This window comes from Paenarthrobacter sp. TA1.8 (assembly GCF_048595705.1).
Lineage (GTDB): Bacteria > Actinomycetota > Actinomycetes > Actinomycetales > Micrococcaceae > Arthrobacter > Arthrobacter nitroguajacolicus.
Window position 1 is genome coordinate 730307 of record NZ_CP184287.1, and the last position, 14403, is coordinate 744709.

Sequence of the window (14403 nt, forward strand, 5' to 3'; positions counted from 1 at the left end):
CTTTTCCTAACGTGATTGTAGATCCATACTGATGGAAACAAACAAACTTCTCCGTTTCAGAAGGAGCCCCCATGACCAGCACCCTCCCGGATGCCACCGCCCCGCGCACCCAGGATTCCGGACAGTTCGATGCTTTGGCTCAGGAAGCCATCGCCTTGGTCCGCCACTGGCTTACCGAAGCCAGCAAGATCCCCGTGGATGTGTCCGCGCAGCGTCTCGCCGGTGTCCTGAAGGACCCGAACGGCCTTGACTTCACTGTCGGATTCGTCGACGGCGTCATCCGCCCCGAGGACCTGTCGGTCGCCGGCCGCAAGCTCGCAGAGCTCGCTCCCAAGGTGCCCAAGTTCCTCCCGTGGTACATGCGCAGCGCTGTACGCGTAGGTGGCGTCATGGCTCCGATCGTCCCCCAGGTAGTCATCCCGATCGCCCGCCGCGTGCTCCGCGAAATGGTGGGCCACCTGATCGTGGACGCCACCGACGCCAAGCTCGGCCCGGCCATCGCCAAGATCCGCCAGGACGGCGTTCACCTGAACGTGAACCTGCTCGGCGAAGCAGTCCTGGGCGAACACGAAGCGCAGCGCCGCCTGGATGGAACGCTGAAGCTCCTTGCCCGCGATGACGTGGACTACGTTTCCATCAAGGAATCCTCCACCGTGGCACCGCATTCCCCATGGGCCTTCGACGAAGCCGTCGATCACGTGGTGGAGAAGCTCACCCCGCTGTACCGCCTCGCAGCGTCCTTCCCCAAGCCCAAGTTCATCAACCTGGACATGGAGGAATACAAGGACCTCAGCATGACCATCGCGGTATTCAAGCGCATCCTGGACATGCCCGAGTTCAAGAACCTCGAGGCCGGCATCGTCCTCCAGGCCTATCTCCCGGACGCCCTTGGTGCCATGCAGGAACTCCAGGAGTGGGCCACCGCCCGCCGCGCCCAGGGTGGCGCTCCCATCAAGGTCCGCGTGGTCAAGGGAGCCAACCTCCCCATGGAGCAGGTTGAAGCATCCCTGCACGACTGGCCGCTGGCGACCTGGGGCACCAAGCAGGACTCCGACACCAGCTACAAGAACGTCATCAACTACGCCCTGACTCCGGAGCACGTTGACGCCGTCCGCATCGGCGTCGCTGGCCACAACCTGTTCGACGTCGCCTTTGCGTGGTTGCTCGCCAAGCAGCGTGGCGTCACGAAGGGCATTGAGTTCGAGATGCTCCTGGGCATGGCAACCGGCCAGGCCACGGCAGTCCGCAAGGATGTCGGCAGCCTCCTGCTCTACACACCGGTAGTCCACCCAGGCGAGTTCGACGTCGCCATCGCCTACCTGATCCGCCGCCTCGAAGAAGGTGCCAGCCAGGAAAACTTCATGTCCGCAGTCTTCGAACTGAGCGAAAATGAAGTCCTCTTCAAGCGCGAACAGCAGCGATTCCTTGATTCTCTCGCCGGAATGACGGACGAGGTTCCCGGCCCCAACCGCCAGCAGGACCGGCGCCTCCCCGCAGAGCCCGCACCGCTGGAGGGCTTCAGCAACACCCCGGACACGGACCCGGCACTCCCGGCCAACCGCGCCTGGGGCCGCGACATCCTCAAGCGCATCCCGGGTTCCACCGCCGGCAATAAGATCGTGGAGTCCACAAAGGTCTCGGACGCCGCCGAACTGGACCGCGTCATCGCCACGGCCGTGGACCACGGCAAGGCCTGGGGTGCCCGCCCGGCAGCCGAGCGCGCAGCCATCCTGCACCGCGCCGGCGACATCCTTGAGGCGCGCCGTGCGGAGCTTCTTGAGGTTATGGCTTCCGAAACCGGCAAGACCATCGACCAAGGCGACCCCGAGGTCAGCGAAGCAATCGACTTCGCGCACTACTACGCCGAGCGCGCCAAGGACTTGGAAACGGTCGACGGCGCCACGTTCGTCCCAGCGAACCTCACCGTGGTGACCCCGCCGTGGAACTTCCCGGTGGCGATCCCCGCAGGCTCGACGCTCGCAGCGCTTGCCTCAGGTTCCGCCGTCGTGATCAAGCCGGCAAAGCAGGCCCGCCGCTCCGGTTCCGTCATGGTGGATGCACTCTGGGAAGCCGGCGTGCCGCGTGAAGTCCTGGCCCTCGTGCAGCTCGAAGAGCGCGAACTCGGCACCCAGCTGGTCTCGCACCCGAGCGTTGACCGGGTCATCCTCACCGGTGGCTACGAAACCGCTGAACTCTTCCGTTCCTTCCGCCAGGACCTGCCGCTGCTCGCGGAGACGTCCGGAAAGAACGCCATCATCGTCACCCCGAGCGCTGACCTGGACCTGGCTGCCAAGGACGTTGTGTACTCGGCATTCGGCCACGCAGGCCAGAAGTGCTCGGCTGCCTCGCTGGTGATCCTGGTGGGCTCGGTGGCCAAGAGCGCCCGCTTCCACAACCAGCTGATCGACGCCGCACGCTCGTTGACCGTCGGTTACCCGGAGGATGCCACCACCCAGATGGGGCCGATCATCGAGCCGGCCAACGGCAAGCTCCTGAACGCCCTCACCACCTTGGGCGACGGCGAGACGTGGGCCATCAAGCCCGAGCGCCTCGACGAAACAGGACGTTTGTGGTCCCCGGGCATCCGTTCGGGCGTCAAGCGTGGCTCCTACTTCCACCTCACCGAGTTCTTCGGCCCGGTCCTGGGTGTTATGACCGCAGAGACCCTCGAGGAAGCCATCGCCATCCAGAACGAGATCGAGTACGGCCTCACCGCCGGCCTCCACTCCCTGGACTCCGCTGAAATGGGCGTCTGGCTGGACACCATCCAGGCCGGAAACCTGTACGTCAACCGCGGCATCACCGGTGCGATCGTCCAGCGCCAGCCGTTCGGTGGATGGAAGAAGTCGGCAGTCGGCGCCGGAACCAAGGCCGGTGGACCGAACTACCTGATCGGGCTCGGCTCCTGGCTCCCCGCCGAGGCCAAGGCCAAGCGCGGCACGATGCTTCAGGGCGCTGCCGCACAGATCCTAGCTGCGGCCAAGTCTGCTGACGTGACCGCCGAGGAACTCCAAACCCTGCAGCAGTCACTCTTCAGCGACGCAGCGGCCTGGGAAGCCGAGTTCGGCACCCGCAAGGACGTCTCAGCCCTGTCCGCAGAGCGCAACGTCTTCCGCTACCGCTCCCTCCCTGTCACCATCCGCCTCTCCGAAGGCGAGCGGCTCGCTGAGCTGCTCCGCGTGGTGGCAGCCGGCGCAGTGGCTGGTTCGGCGCTCAAGGTGAGCTCCGCCGTCGTGCTTCCCGACGCCGTGGTGACTGTGTTTGCGAACCTGGGCGTCAGCGTCCGGATCGAGGACGACGCCGCGTGGCTGGCCCGTGCAGCAAAGTTCGACGCCGGCCGGATCCGCCTGATCGGTGGCGACTTCGCCGCGCTGAGCGCAGCCATGGGTGGTCGCCCGGACGTCGCGGTCTACCACGGTGCTGTGACCCAGGCGGGCCGGATCGAGATGCTGCCGTTCCTCCGCGAGCAGGCTGTGTCCATCACGGCGCACCGCTTCGGCACCCCGAACCACCTGTCGGATCACCTGATCTAGCCGTTGGCTACGGAAGGCCGGGCAGGACGGATTCGCTCCGACCTGCCCGGCCTTCGTTGTTATCGGCCCACCAAGCCCATCAGGCGGCGTACCCCAGCCTCTGCAACCTTCGCCGGGCAGCCTGCTCGCTGGGTCCATGGGAGCCCAAGGCAAACCGGACCATGCCCAGCACGGCCCGGGCAGCGGTGATGACGGGCAAGGGAATCGGACCAATCCCGGCACGGCGAATACCGAGCATCTCCCGGTACTTGGGCTCAAGACTTGCCACCGCGGCGGAAAACAGGATGGTGTAGCCGGGCTTGAGAAGCGGGCTCAGGGGCGGGTAGCGGATGAACGACACCGTCTCGGCCAAGCGCTCATCAGCCCGGAGTATCCCGGAGGCGCACCACTGCTCAAGCTCGTCACGGACCTGGGCCTCGGTCAGAGGAGGGTCCTCCACTCCCATAAGCCGCCCGGCAGCTGCCCATTCGCGAACGTAGGCGTCGGGCCCGCCTGGGATGGGCCGGCCCCAGATGCGGTTGGCGGTGATGAAGGAGTCAGCGTAGGTGACGTGTACCCAGCGGAGGAGTTCGGGGTCGTTGGCGGCGTACTCACGTAAGACTCCGTTGCCGTCCACATACGTTCCCCGGACGCGCTCGTGGATCTTGCGCACGCGTGCTGTCGCTGCTTCGGCGGCCTCCGTGGAACCGTAGGTCACCGTGAAAATCCATCGGACCGTGTTAGCCAACCGTCCCAGAGGGTCTTTTTGGAAGCCTGAGTGCTCGTAAACTCCGGCCAGCGCGCCGGGATGCAGGGCCTGCATCAGTAGTACCCTGATCCCGGCCACGATGGTGGCCACATGGCCGTGGACAGCCCAGACAGCCGATCCCGGCAGGTGATATCCGGCGTCGTTCCCTTCCGCGAGGCGCGGCACCCACTCTGGAGGCGTGCCCGCCGTTCCTGTGAAGGTGCGCTGCAGTTCGTGCCTGTATTCCGTGAGGTAGTTCCTCATAGGTCCCATGAGACCTCGCAATTGCGCCCATGTACAGGGGAAAAACGCGGAGCTTAGGAGCGGACGCGCCGCCGAGACGGTGCTGCCGCAACCAGCAGGGCGGCGATGGCGACGGCGGCACTCAGGATGAGGCCCGGACGGTACTGTTCCAGCATGGCTTGGGCGCTGACAGTTCCGGCGGCCTGGCCGTGACCGCTGACCAATGCCGTGGTGACCGCCAAAACCAGGGCCGCCCCAACCTGGGTGCTCGTCTGGATCAAACCCGCAGCCAGCCCTTGCTCTGAATCCTTGATCCCGGCCGTCGCTTGGACGTTGATGGACGGGAAAGCCAGCGCGAAGCCGATGCCCAGCAGGACCACGGACGGCAGGATATCCAGCACGTAGTTCGGCGTGGTGCCCACCCGGAGGAACAGGACATAGCCCAGGCCAAGGGCCGTTAGCCCGGTCAGAATCAGTTGAGTGGCCCCAAACTTCTCAATGAGACGGTCCGCGAACGGCGCGCTCGTAGCCACCAACAGACCTGCCGGCAGCAGGGCCAGCGCCATTCCCAGCGGCGTCCAGCCCAGCACGGACTGCAGGTACATGGTGACAATGAACTGGAAGCTGAGGTAGGAGCCGAACAGTCCAACGGCGCTGAGATTGGCTCGGGCTACCCAGCCCTCCTTGAGGATGCTGAAGCGGATCAGCGGATGCTTGACCCTGTTCTCTATCACCGCGAAGGCCGCCAGCACGGCGATGGACACTGCGAATCCGGCGATTGTTGCCACAGATCCCCAGCCCTGCTCAGGTGCCGAAACCAAGGTGTACACGAGTCCGAGCATCCCCAGCGCGAGAGTTACGGCGCCCCAAATATCGTGCCCGCTGTTCTCCGCCGACGGCTTGTCCTTCGGGATGAACTTCATGCCCAGGAAGACCACGACGACGGCGATGGGTACCGAGACCAGGAACGTCCAACGCCAGCTGAGGCTGGTCATCAGGCCGCCCACCACCAGGCCGAGCGAGAAGCCACTGGCGCCGAACGTGGTGAAGATGGACAGCGCCTTGTTGCGCTCGCGGCCTTCCGCGAAATTGGTGGTGATGATGGAGAACCCGGTGGGTGCGGTGAAGGCAGCGGCAAGTCCCTTAATGAACCGGGTGGCGATCAGGATGGCGGGATCGTCCACCAGCCCGCCAAGGAGCGACGCTGCGGCGAATACGGTCAGCGCAATGAGGAAGATTCGACGCCGGCCCAACAGATCGGCGAGACGGCCACCGAGGAGCAGGAGGCTTCCGTAGCCCAGGACGTAGGCGGAAACAATCCACTGCAGGGAGTCGGTACCCAGGTTGAGTTCCTGTCCGATGGAGGGCAAGGCAACGCCGACCATGGAGACGTCCAGCCCGTCCAAAGCCAGGACGGTGCACACAACCATGAGCAGCAGCCACTGGGCACGCGTCCAGTGAACGGCTGAAACCAAAGGCGGCTCAGTTGAGGTTTTGAGGGTGGTGGGTGATGTCATGGACTCGAATCTACATGACGCGTCATTCAATGACAAGGAATATGATGTGGAATATTATGACGTGGATTCTAACGTCGAAATGAACTAGAATCAGGGCATGGCAACGACGCGTGACCGTCAACTGGTTGAGCAGTGGCGCAGCATCCAAAACTCCTACTTCCGCACCGCAGGAGCGATTGACCGCGCCCTCGAAGCGAAGTTCGACATTGGCCTCAACGAGTTTGAAATCCTGGACCTCGTTGCCGAAAGTGAAGAGTCTGCGTGCCGGATGAAGGCCTTGGGGGAGCGGACCCCCATGACCCAGAGTGCTGTCTCAAAGGTGGTGGACCGACTGGAAAAAGCCGGCCTGGTGTCCCGCGAAACCTGCGCAGATGATCGCCGTTCCCTCTTCCTGGAACTAACTGAGGCGGGCCGTGCACTGCATGCCAATGCCGCCGTCGAACACCGTGCCCTGCTGAAGCAAAACCTGGGCTCTTAGCCCCGAAAACAAAGCTCAAGATTCTTGAGCCAAAACTGAGCCAACCTTTCGGTAGGCGGCACCCTGGAAGCCTTTCTTTCTCCCCTGATTCCCGCAACAATGGTGCTTGCACGCCAGGCTGGGGTTTGGTGCCGCTGGCTTTGGGGAGTGTATTGTGGGCAACCATCATGAATCAGACCGGGCAGTGGATTTGATCCGCGCCGTAGGCTTCCATCGCGTTCTCATCGCGGGATGCCTCGCCGTCCTGGCTTTCTTTGCGTTTGGCTTCCAACCCTTGAATTCCGTCTCCAGCAGCTCTGTTGGCGGAGCACTGGCGCAGGGGGTGGTGGAACCAACGGCTCTAGGCACCCTGGTGCCGCCGGAAGCCGAGACCTTGGTGATCGACTCCATGCCGGAGCCGCCCGAGCAAATACCCGCCACGCCCATGGTCTACTTCGACCGCGCTCTGGTAAGAACCGTCAGCAAGGACGGTTCCACAGGACTGACCGTTGCCTCCGCAGGTCTTTCGCGACCACCTGCAGGGAGCCTCTACTCACCGCTTGAGGTCCTCAACAAGAGCTCGTCTTACGGCTACCGCTACAGTCCCTTGACTGGCCTGGCCGGAGAATTCCACTGGGGCCAGGATTACGCAGCCGCCTGCGGTACACGGGTCTACGCCGCAGACGCCGGCGTAGTGCGGGCTGTCGGATGGCATGTGTGGGGCGGTGGCAACCGGGTTGAAATCGAGCATGGCAACGGCTTGGTCACCACGTACAACCACCTCCAGGCAATCGGCGTCACGCAAGGCCAATCGGTGCGGGTGGGCGAGGTTATCGCAGAGGTTGGGACCACGGGCTGGTCCACAGGATGCCACCTTCACTTCGAGACGATCGTCAACGGTCTCCATACTGACCCCGCGAACTGGACACTGCTGTCCATCCGGCAGACTGATCCGCTGCAGACCATCGCCATGGTGAACTACCAGCCGGGTGTGGGTAATGGCGCTTCCGGAACCCCGCAGTGGGCCGTTCCTGTTTCGGACGGAACCAACCGGGCCGTCATCGGTGGAGAGCACGAACACGACGAACCGCTTCCTGTTCCACCGCCGGCCCCGTCCGGCACTACTCCGCCGGCCACTTCGACGCCGGGCAACCCCGGCGGAACTCAAACCACGACGCCGACGCCCTCACCTTCCGTGACGGCCACACCGACGCCAACCCCGACAAGCACTGCTACGCCGACGCCGACAGTTACGCCGACTCCGACGATCACTGCTACGCCGACGCCGACAGTTACGCCGACTCCGACGACCACTGCAACGCCGACTCCGACTGGCACCTCCACGCCATCGCCGTCGACCAGTGCCCCGGAAACCAGCATCGTCCCGCCGACGCTGACGACGTCCCCGGTGGCACCGACCCTTCAATCGGCCATCGCCCCGCCGCCGGCAGTTGTTGAACCGGCTCCGCTCGCGCCCGCGGTTGTGGAGCCAGCTCCGGTAGCTCCCGCTCCGGCACCGGCCGTGGTTGAACCGGCTCCGGTTGTGCCGGCTCCAGCGCCCGTGATGGTGGAACCAGCGCCCGTTGTCGTGGCGCCAGCACCCGTAATTGTGGAACCAGCGCCAGTAGTTACCCAGGCCGTTCCACCGGCTCCTGCACCTCCGGTGGCGCCCGCACCTGTGCCCGTCGCTGTCCTTCCAACGGCGCTCCCAATGGTGGTGCTTCCGCCCGGATACATCCTGATAGCACCGGACCTGGTCCAGCGGCCGGATGGTGTGATCGTGCCGTTGTCCACGCTGATCCTCCCGGCACCTTAAGCCGGACATACGCTAAAGGCCCGTGAAACGCCGGATAACCCTGCATTTCGCGGCCCCAAGCCAGCTCCCGTAAGCTCGATGGCGGCAAACCCGCCAGACGACGTCGTCAGGAAGCGAATCCCATGTCCAGCCTTTACAGCATTCCCCTCACCTTCAACGATGGCACCGAAGCGGACTTCGGCCGGTTCGAGGGCAAAGCGGTGGTGGTGGTGAACGTCGCTTCTGAGTGTGGCTACACACGCCAGTACGCGGGCCTGGAAGAGCTGTACGGCAAGTACCGGAGCCAGGGCCTGGAGATCCTCGGAGTGCCCTGCAACCAGTTCGGCGGGCAGGAGCCTGGCGCAGACCACGAAATCGCAGAATTCTGCGAGCGCAACTTCGGAGTGTCCTTCCCGCTGACCAGCAAAGCCAACGTCCTTGGCAAGCAGCAGCATCCCCTGTTCGCGGAGCTGGCCCGGGACGAGGACGGGCAGCCGGCCAAGGTGAAATGGAACTTCGAGAAGTTCGTCATAAACCGCGGTGGCGAACTCGTGGCAAGGTTCCCATCCGCAGTGGAGCCTGACTCCGAAGACCTTGTGAAAGCAGTGGAAGAAGCGCTGGCGTAGTGCCACCAGTCCTGAAAGGAGGAAAGTAATTTTCCAACATTCCGCCGGAAATTAGCCAGTTGTTGGCTTGTTGTCTGGTTGGATTGGCCCTACTGGATTGATACGGGAGAAGCCGTCTCCCACCAAACGCTAAGGCGAAGCTATGGAGCTCATCGAGGCCGAATACCCCAAACCAGGTCATGTGCTTTTGCACCTGAGCGATCTTCACCTGGTGGGGGGTCCGGGCACGCTCCACGGCTCGGTGGACAGCGCAGCCAGGCTCCAGGAGATCTGCGAGCAAATAATCGCCTCCAGGATCAGGCCCGAGGCCATCATTTTCACTGGAGACCTCGCCGACAAAGGTGAGCTGGAAGCCTACAAGCAACTCCGCGAGATGATTGAACCTCTGTGCGCGTCACTGGGAGCCAAAGCCATCTGGGCCATGGGCAACCATGACAACCGGGCAAACTTCCGTTCCGCGTTCGCCGATGCCTCTGCGGCCAGCAAGCCGCAGGATCCCGTGGACCGCAGCTACTTTGTCAACGGACTCCGCATCATCACCCTGGACACCACGGTTCCCGGCCACCACTACGGCGAACTGTCAGAATCCCAGCTGGAGTGGCTGGCCTCGGAGCTGGCCACGCCAGCCCCGGACGGCACCATCCTTGCCCTGCATCACCCGCCCGTCCCATGCGTGCAGGACCTCGCAGTGATGGTGGAGCTGCGCGGCCAAGCCGCACTGGCCGCCGTCGTCCGTAACACAGATGTCCGCACCATCCTGGGCGGCCACCTGCACTACTCCACGACGGCGAGCTTCGCAGGCATCCCGGTATCGGTCGCCTCAGCTACCTGTTACACGCAGGACCTGGCGGTTCGCGCCGGCGGACAGCGCGGACGTGACGGGGCGCAGTCCTACAACATGATCCACGTCTACGAGCACACGATCGTGCACTCCGTGGTTCCGATGTCCGGTGGCGTCACCGTTGGCGAGCCCTTGGATGCAGCCGAGGTTCAGCGGCGCCTGGCGGCGGCCGGCATTCGGATTCCGCACGAGTCCCGGGTGGGAGCCCACACTTCGCCGGGCACGCACACCTCGTCGCTCCCGCTTGTTTCTCCCGGTGGCTTTACTTCTCCCAAGGCGCCTTGACGGGGAAGTACTTCTCCAGGAAGTCGGTCACCAGGTCGGCTCGTTCATTTGCCTCGACTTCGGGGAAGCTGCCGTCGTTCAGGCAGAAGAAGTCCATGTGGCGCTTGGCCAGGAGCTTCGGCAGGTAGTGCAGTCCGGCCCACATGGTGGAGTCCACATACCTGACTTTGGCACTGGTCTGCGTGACCGCGCGACCGGTAAGCAGGGCGTAGTAGTGGTAGAACGAGTTGGTCACCGAGATGTTGTCCGCGGCACGGAACCGACTTCCGGCGGTCTTTGCGAACTCGGCCGGGAATTCCTTCTCCATTTGGGCCACCACGCTGCGGCGTAGCGGCGCGGCCGTGTGCTCAAGGTGCCGGGTGGTGATCCGGCCGAAGCGCTCCCACAGCAGCTTGCGGTTCACGCGGGCTGCGTTCTCAAAGCCGCTGCGTTCGGCGTCATTCTCGCCCAGCCCAATGCGGGTGTCAGCTTCGATGAACTTGGTGATGCCACCGGGCGTGAAGAACATGTCCGGGCCCACGGGGCGGCCAAAGAACATGTCGTCATTGGAGTACAGGAAGTGCTCTGAGAGGCCCTTGATGTGGTGCAGCTGGCACTCCACGGCCTGCGAATTGTGGGTGGGCAGCACGGAGGGGTCTGCGAAGAACTCCTCGCTGCGCACAATGGTCACCGACGGGTGGTCGGCCAGCCATTCCGGTGCGGGGGAGTCGGTGGCGATGAAGATCCGCCGGATCCAGGGCGCGAACATGTGCACGGAGCGCAGTGCGTACTTCAGCTCGTTGATCTGCCGGAAGCGTGCCTCATGATCGTCGCCCTCGCCGAGGACAGCCTCGGACTGCTGGGCACGCCTCCTGGCGATGTATTCCGGGTCGCTGCCATCCACCCACGAGAAGACGATGTCGATATCGAAGTCGATGTCGCTGGCATGGTCAGCGAACATGTTCTCGATGGTGGGCCAGGACAGGCCGTGCCGTTGTACTGTGCCGCGCACCGCGTCCTGGCGAAGCATGGTGCGGCGGGTGAGGGAATTCTCCACGGGGAGTTCCAAGTGATCGCCCTCAAACCGCCACAGCTCAAGTTGCACGCCCAAGGCCGGGCCGTACCAGAGCCCGCCGCCGATCTCGACGCGCGGCCGGTACAAGCGGAAGATGCGGGCTTTTCGGTTAGCCGAGAGATCGCCGTCCGCCACCAACATGGAGGTCTTCTTTTTGGCGTCCACGGTCATGGAATAGAAGGGCTCATTCCGGAACGCCGTGACCAGCGCCTCCCGAACGTCCTTGCGTGACTCCCAGTCAACGGCGATAACGGGCCGCTCATCATTTCCGCGCACCAGGATGAAATCGATACCGGCAGCGTCCAAGGCGGCCCTGACCGCCAGAAGATCGGACACCATGGCCTGTTGCGGAGTCAGGTCGCCGTTGACCAGGGCGTACCGCCCACGGTGACGGACGACGTCGGACCTGTGCCTAAGATGCGCGACGACGGCAGGCGAGATCGCCTCAGCAATCGTGTCCTCTTCGATGGACGGGCTGCCGTGGTAAATCGGATCGACCTGTGCTTGTGTGATGGCTGTATCTCCGGGATCGTTGCGGTGCAGGTTGCTCTAAGACGTTAAAACTATGGTGCGCTGGAACTTAGATCGAAAGGGCTTCGCGCCAGCTGCGGAGGAAAGCGCCGCCGGCGTCGTCGTGGATCACGTCATCCGCCAGTTCAAGGTCGGCTGCCGTCAATATGGTGTAGGGCTTCACCGGTACGCCGTCTGCGGGCCGGACGTCCACGTGCTTCACATCGTGATCGTTGTGGTGAAGCCAGTCTGCCATGGCGTAGTCCGTGCGGGAATCACCTACCGTGCGCCAGGAGAGCGGAGTAATGCCCTGGGCTGCCAGGAGTTCAACCGCGCGGCTGGCTCCGAGGTCCTTGCCCAGTCGGACCGATTCGATGTCCGTGGAGATGATGGTGGGGTCCAAACGGTAGTCCGCGGCGTCATCGGACTCAGGTGCGTGGTGGTCCAGGATGGCCGCGTTGAGGCCGTGGCGTCCCATGATGTCCAGGGCATCGGCGTCGAAGAGTTTCTGCTCGGCCAGGTAGTCAGCGCTGGCCACGTCCAGGTGCTGCTCCACCGAAACCATGGCGCGCTTGGTCTCGTCGAAGAACATGTGTGCTGAATAGTCTTCAGCAACGAGCCTGCGGATATCGTCGCCGTAGGCCTTGGGAACTGCGAGTTCGCGGTCCACATGGATGGGGCCGGGGCCTTCGGCTGTGTAGCTGAACCACACGGCGCCCTTCTCGCAAATAGCGTGAATGACAGTGTCCGCCGGCATGCCTGCGGCAATCATGGGTTCCATGACTTGCTCGCTGATGAACGCGTCAGAGCGGCCCGTGTTGAAGATGACGGGAATCCCGGCCGAAGCCAGGGCCACCATGTCCGCGATGATGTCATGCTTGACGTCCCGCGTTACAGGACTGGCGATAGGGCCGTCGACATCCAGCAGCAGCGCCAAAGCGGGCGTGGCGCGGGCAGCGGTCCGGTCAGTACCTTGCAGCGGTTGAGTCATGACCCCATTCTGTCAGTCCCGGCGGTTCCCATCACAGCTATGACGCGCGACGTCGGATAGTCACCTTTTGGCCACAAGGTGCCTGTGCTGCGGGTCACAAGTTCCGTTAGCGCGGCTTCTTCCATAGGCTTGCAGAGTGATCTTCAAAGCTGTGGGCGAGGGACGCCCGTACCCTGACCATGGATACTCTGCGCCGCGGGACTGGGCTGCCCTGCCCCCGCGTCCTATCCGCCTCGATGAACTCGTTACTACCAAACGGACCCTGGACTTGGAGGCACTGTTGGCTGAGGACTCAACCTTCTTCGGTGATTTGTTCCCGCACGTCGTCCAGTATCAAGGCGTTATGTACCTCGAGGACGGGCTTCACAGGGCGGTCCGTACGGCGCTCCATCAGCGGACGGCCATTCACGCACGCGTATTGGTGATCGATGGCTAGCAAGCGCCGGCGTCCCAAAGATGTGACGCAGCTCCACGGCCACCATGTAGTGACGGGCCCGGAGCTTCGGGCAACCTTTGTCGAGGACGCCCAGGCGCACAAAGGCCGCTTCCGGCGGCGGCTGTTCCATGGAATCGTCCTGGTGCTGCTGGTTGGCGTCATAGCGGCCGGAGCCGTTGGTGCGTGGGCGATCATGAACGGCGTGGTCAAGGTTCCCAGCTCAATCGCCAGCAAAGCGCCCACCAGCCTCTGTCCCACCACCACGTTTGACTACGTCCCCAACGAGACCGTGGCCCTCAACGTTTTCAATGCCACGTCCCGCGCCGGGCTGGCCAGCACAGTTGCTGACCAGTTCACGGCGCGTGGCTACAAGGTGGCCTCCGTCGACAACAGCGATACCGCTTACTCAGGCGTTGGAGTGGTGGTCTCCGGGGTCAAGGGCCAGGCAGCGGCGTTCAACGTCCAGCGGAATCTTGCCGGAACGGACTACTTCGAAGACAACCGTGAGGACGAGTCCGTGGATGTCATCCTGACGCCTGGTTTCGAAGGCTTGGTGGAGCCCCAATTGGTGGACCAGACTCCCGGCATGCTGCAGTGCCCGCGTGAGGACCTGCGCATTGCGGACAACTCCAAGTGGCCCATCATTCCCACGCTACCCGCGGATCAGTAGCTAGCTGGCGAGGGCGTCGTGGGCCGGCGATTCCAAGCGCACTGGCTTGCCGGCCTCGTCGAAGCGGGCTCCCGCGCCCAACTGGATGAACCGCACTGTTTGTGCCGTGTGAAGCTCGACGCCGGAGGCTGGCGGCGGCGGGGGAGTCCCGCCGTCGGGCGTTCGGTTGCGTCGTGCGGCGCTGGCGGAAAGCGTTCCATGAATGAGCCGCGCCAACTGGGCGACGTCGGTGTCCGGAAGGTAGCCCTGCTCCACGCCGTCCTGGAGGATGTCCTGAAGCAGGACGTTCAGGTCGCCCACATGGTCTGCGAGCTTCGCGAAGGAACCGGGGGAGAGGACGGCGGCCATGGCGGGTCCTGGCGGCAAGTGGCGGCGGCTGAGATCCTCCACCTGAGCCCGGACATAGAGGGCGAGCCTGTCAACGGGGTTCTCCAGCGCAGCCAGTGAATCGCGGAGGTCCACGATGAAACGCTCGGTCTCGTCCAAGGCGTACGCAATGAGCAGTTGCTCCATATCCGCGTAATAGTTGTAGACCGCGGTGCGTCCCACGCCGGCGTGCCGGGCGACATCCGTCATGGTGAGTCCCGGGAGGCCGTGGGTGAAGAGGAGCTCTCCAAAAGCGGTCAGAATCCGACGTTGGGTCTCGGCGCGTTGGGCAGCATTCGTGGCGGCCGTGATCCTTGGCATATAGACACTTTACAGCGATCTGTCACTAAGA

At 63.7% G+C, this 14403-nt stretch carries 12 protein-coding genes; 7 read left to right on the forward strand and 5 right to left on the reverse strand.

What is annotated here, in order from left to right; translation table 11 throughout:
- Positions 1-71: 71 nt before the first annotated feature.
- On the forward strand, positions 72-3533 hold the full coding sequence (locus tag ACNAOT_RS03690) for a proline dehydrogenase family protein (RefSeq protein ID WP_420180069.1): 3462 nt from the start codon (positions 72-74) through the stop codon (positions 3531-3533).
- Between the two features lie 79 nt (positions 3534-3612).
- Here ACNAOT_RS03690 and ACNAOT_RS03695 read toward each other — a convergent pair whose 3' ends face one another.
- Positions 3613-4533: an oxygenase MpaB family protein gene (locus ACNAOT_RS03695; RefSeq protein WP_420180071.1), complete on the reverse strand. Its 921-nt coding sequence runs from the start codon at positions 4531-4533 to the stop codon at positions 3613-3615.
- A gap of 44 nt (positions 4534-4577) precedes the next feature.
- Positions 4578-6020 carry an MFS transporter gene (locus ACNAOT_RS03700; protein ID WP_091465205.1) on the reverse strand — a complete coding sequence of 481 codons (1443 nt, stop codon included), beginning with the start codon at positions 6018-6020 and terminating at the stop codon, positions 4578-4580.
- Between the two features lie 97 nt (positions 6021-6117).
- On the opposite strand from ACNAOT_RS03700, the gene ACNAOT_RS03705 reads away from it, so the two are divergent.
- The 4 genes from ACNAOT_RS03705 to ACNAOT_RS03720 all read left to right on the forward strand — a co-directional run bounded on the left by ACNAOT_RS03705 (position 6118) and on the right by ACNAOT_RS03720 (position 10024).
- A complete protein-coding gene (locus ACNAOT_RS03705; RefSeq protein WP_420180072.1) occupies positions 6118-6498 on the forward strand; it encodes a MarR family winged helix-turn-helix transcriptional regulator in 381 nt (126 codons plus the stop codon).
- A 154-nt stretch (positions 6499-6652) separates the two neighbouring features.
- Positions 6653-8293, forward strand: coding sequence for a M23 family metallopeptidase (locus tag ACNAOT_RS03710; RefSeq protein ID WP_420180073.1), 1641 nt, complete (start codon positions 6653-6655; stop codon positions 8291-8293).
- A 122-nt stretch (positions 8294-8415) separates the two neighbouring features.
- Positions 8416-8898 (forward strand): glutathione peroxidase, encoded by a 483-nt coding sequence (locus tag ACNAOT_RS03715; protein ID WP_091465210.1) that lies wholly within the window; start codon positions 8416-8418, stop codon positions 8896-8898.
- A 142-nt stretch (positions 8899-9040) separates the two neighbouring features.
- Entirely contained in the window at positions 9041-10024 is a 984-nt protein-coding gene (locus ACNAOT_RS03720) for a phosphodiesterase (RefSeq protein WP_091465212.1), read from the forward strand.
- Here the strand turns inward: ACNAOT_RS03720 and ACNAOT_RS03725 are convergent.
- Positions 10002-11591, reverse strand: coding sequence for a stealth family protein (locus tag ACNAOT_RS03725; RefSeq protein ID WP_420181113.1), 1590 nt, complete (start codon positions 11589-11591; stop codon positions 10002-10004). The genes ACNAOT_RS03720 and ACNAOT_RS03725 overlap by 23 nt on opposite strands.
- Before the next feature lie 67 nt (positions 11592-11658).
- Positions 11659-12579 carry a hypothetical protein gene (locus ACNAOT_RS03730; protein WP_420180074.1) on the reverse strand — a complete coding sequence of 307 codons (921 nt, stop codon included), beginning with the start codon at positions 12577-12579 and terminating at the stop codon, positions 11659-11661.
- Between the two features lie 136 nt (positions 12580-12715).
- On the opposite strand from ACNAOT_RS03730, the gene ACNAOT_RS03735 reads away from it, so the two are divergent.
- Together ACNAOT_RS03735 and ACNAOT_RS03740 are read left to right on the forward strand one after the other, a co-directional pair.
- Positions 12716-13015 (forward strand): type II toxin-antitoxin system VapB family antitoxin, encoded by a 300-nt coding sequence (locus tag ACNAOT_RS03735; RefSeq protein WP_011773432.1) that lies wholly within the window; start codon positions 12716-12718, stop codon positions 13013-13015.
- Positions 13008-13685 carry a LytR C-terminal domain-containing protein gene (locus ACNAOT_RS03740; protein WP_420180076.1) on the forward strand — a complete coding sequence of 226 codons (678 nt, stop codon included), beginning with the start codon at positions 13008-13010 and terminating at the stop codon, positions 13683-13685. The genes ACNAOT_RS03735 and ACNAOT_RS03740 overlap by 8 nt, the downstream gene beginning before the upstream one ends.
- On the opposite strand, the gene ACNAOT_RS03745 is transcribed toward ACNAOT_RS03740, so the two are convergent.
- Positions 13686-14372, reverse strand: a complete 687-nt coding sequence (locus ACNAOT_RS03745) for a TetR/AcrR family transcriptional regulator (protein ID WP_420180077.1) — start codon at positions 14370-14372, stop codon at positions 13686-13688.
- Positions 14373-14403 lie beyond the last annotated feature (31 nt).

Bases quoted from the DNA above. Each gene is read 5' to 3' on its own strand.
- ACNAOT_RS03720 (WP_091465212.1), top strand. From the start codon at position 9,041: ATGGAGCTCATCGAGGCCGAATACCCCAAACCAGGTCATGTGCTTTTG.
- ACNAOT_RS03715 (WP_091465210.1), top strand. From the start codon at position 8,416: ATGTCCAGCCTTTACAGCATTCCCCTCACCTTCAACGATGGCACCGAA.
- ACNAOT_RS03695 (WP_420180071.1), bottom strand. From the start codon at position 4,533: ATGGGACCTATGAGGAACTACCTCACGGAATACAGGCACGAACTGCAG.
- ACNAOT_RS03745 (WP_420180077.1), bottom strand. From the start codon at position 14,372: ATGCCAAGGATCACGGCCGCCACGAATGCTGCCCAACGCGCCGAGACC.
- ACNAOT_RS03700 (WP_091465205.1), bottom strand. From the start codon at position 6,020: ATGACATCACCCACCACCCTCAAAACCTCAACTGAGCCGCCTTTGGTT.
- ACNAOT_RS03730 (WP_420180074.1), bottom strand. From the start codon at position 12,579: ATGACTCAACCGCTGCAAGGTACTGACCGGACCGCTGCCCGCGCCACG.
- ACNAOT_RS03705 (WP_420180072.1), top strand. From the start codon at position 6,118: ATGGCAACGACGCGTGACCGTCAACTGGTTGAGCAGTGGCGCAGCATC.
- ACNAOT_RS03740 (WP_420180076.1), top strand. From the start codon at position 13,008: ATGGCTAGCAAGCGCCGGCGTCCCAAAGATGTGACGCAGCTCCACGGC.
- ACNAOT_RS03690 (WP_420180069.1), top strand. From the start codon at position 72: ATGACCAGCACCCTCCCGGATGCCACCGCCCCGCGCACCCAGGATTCC.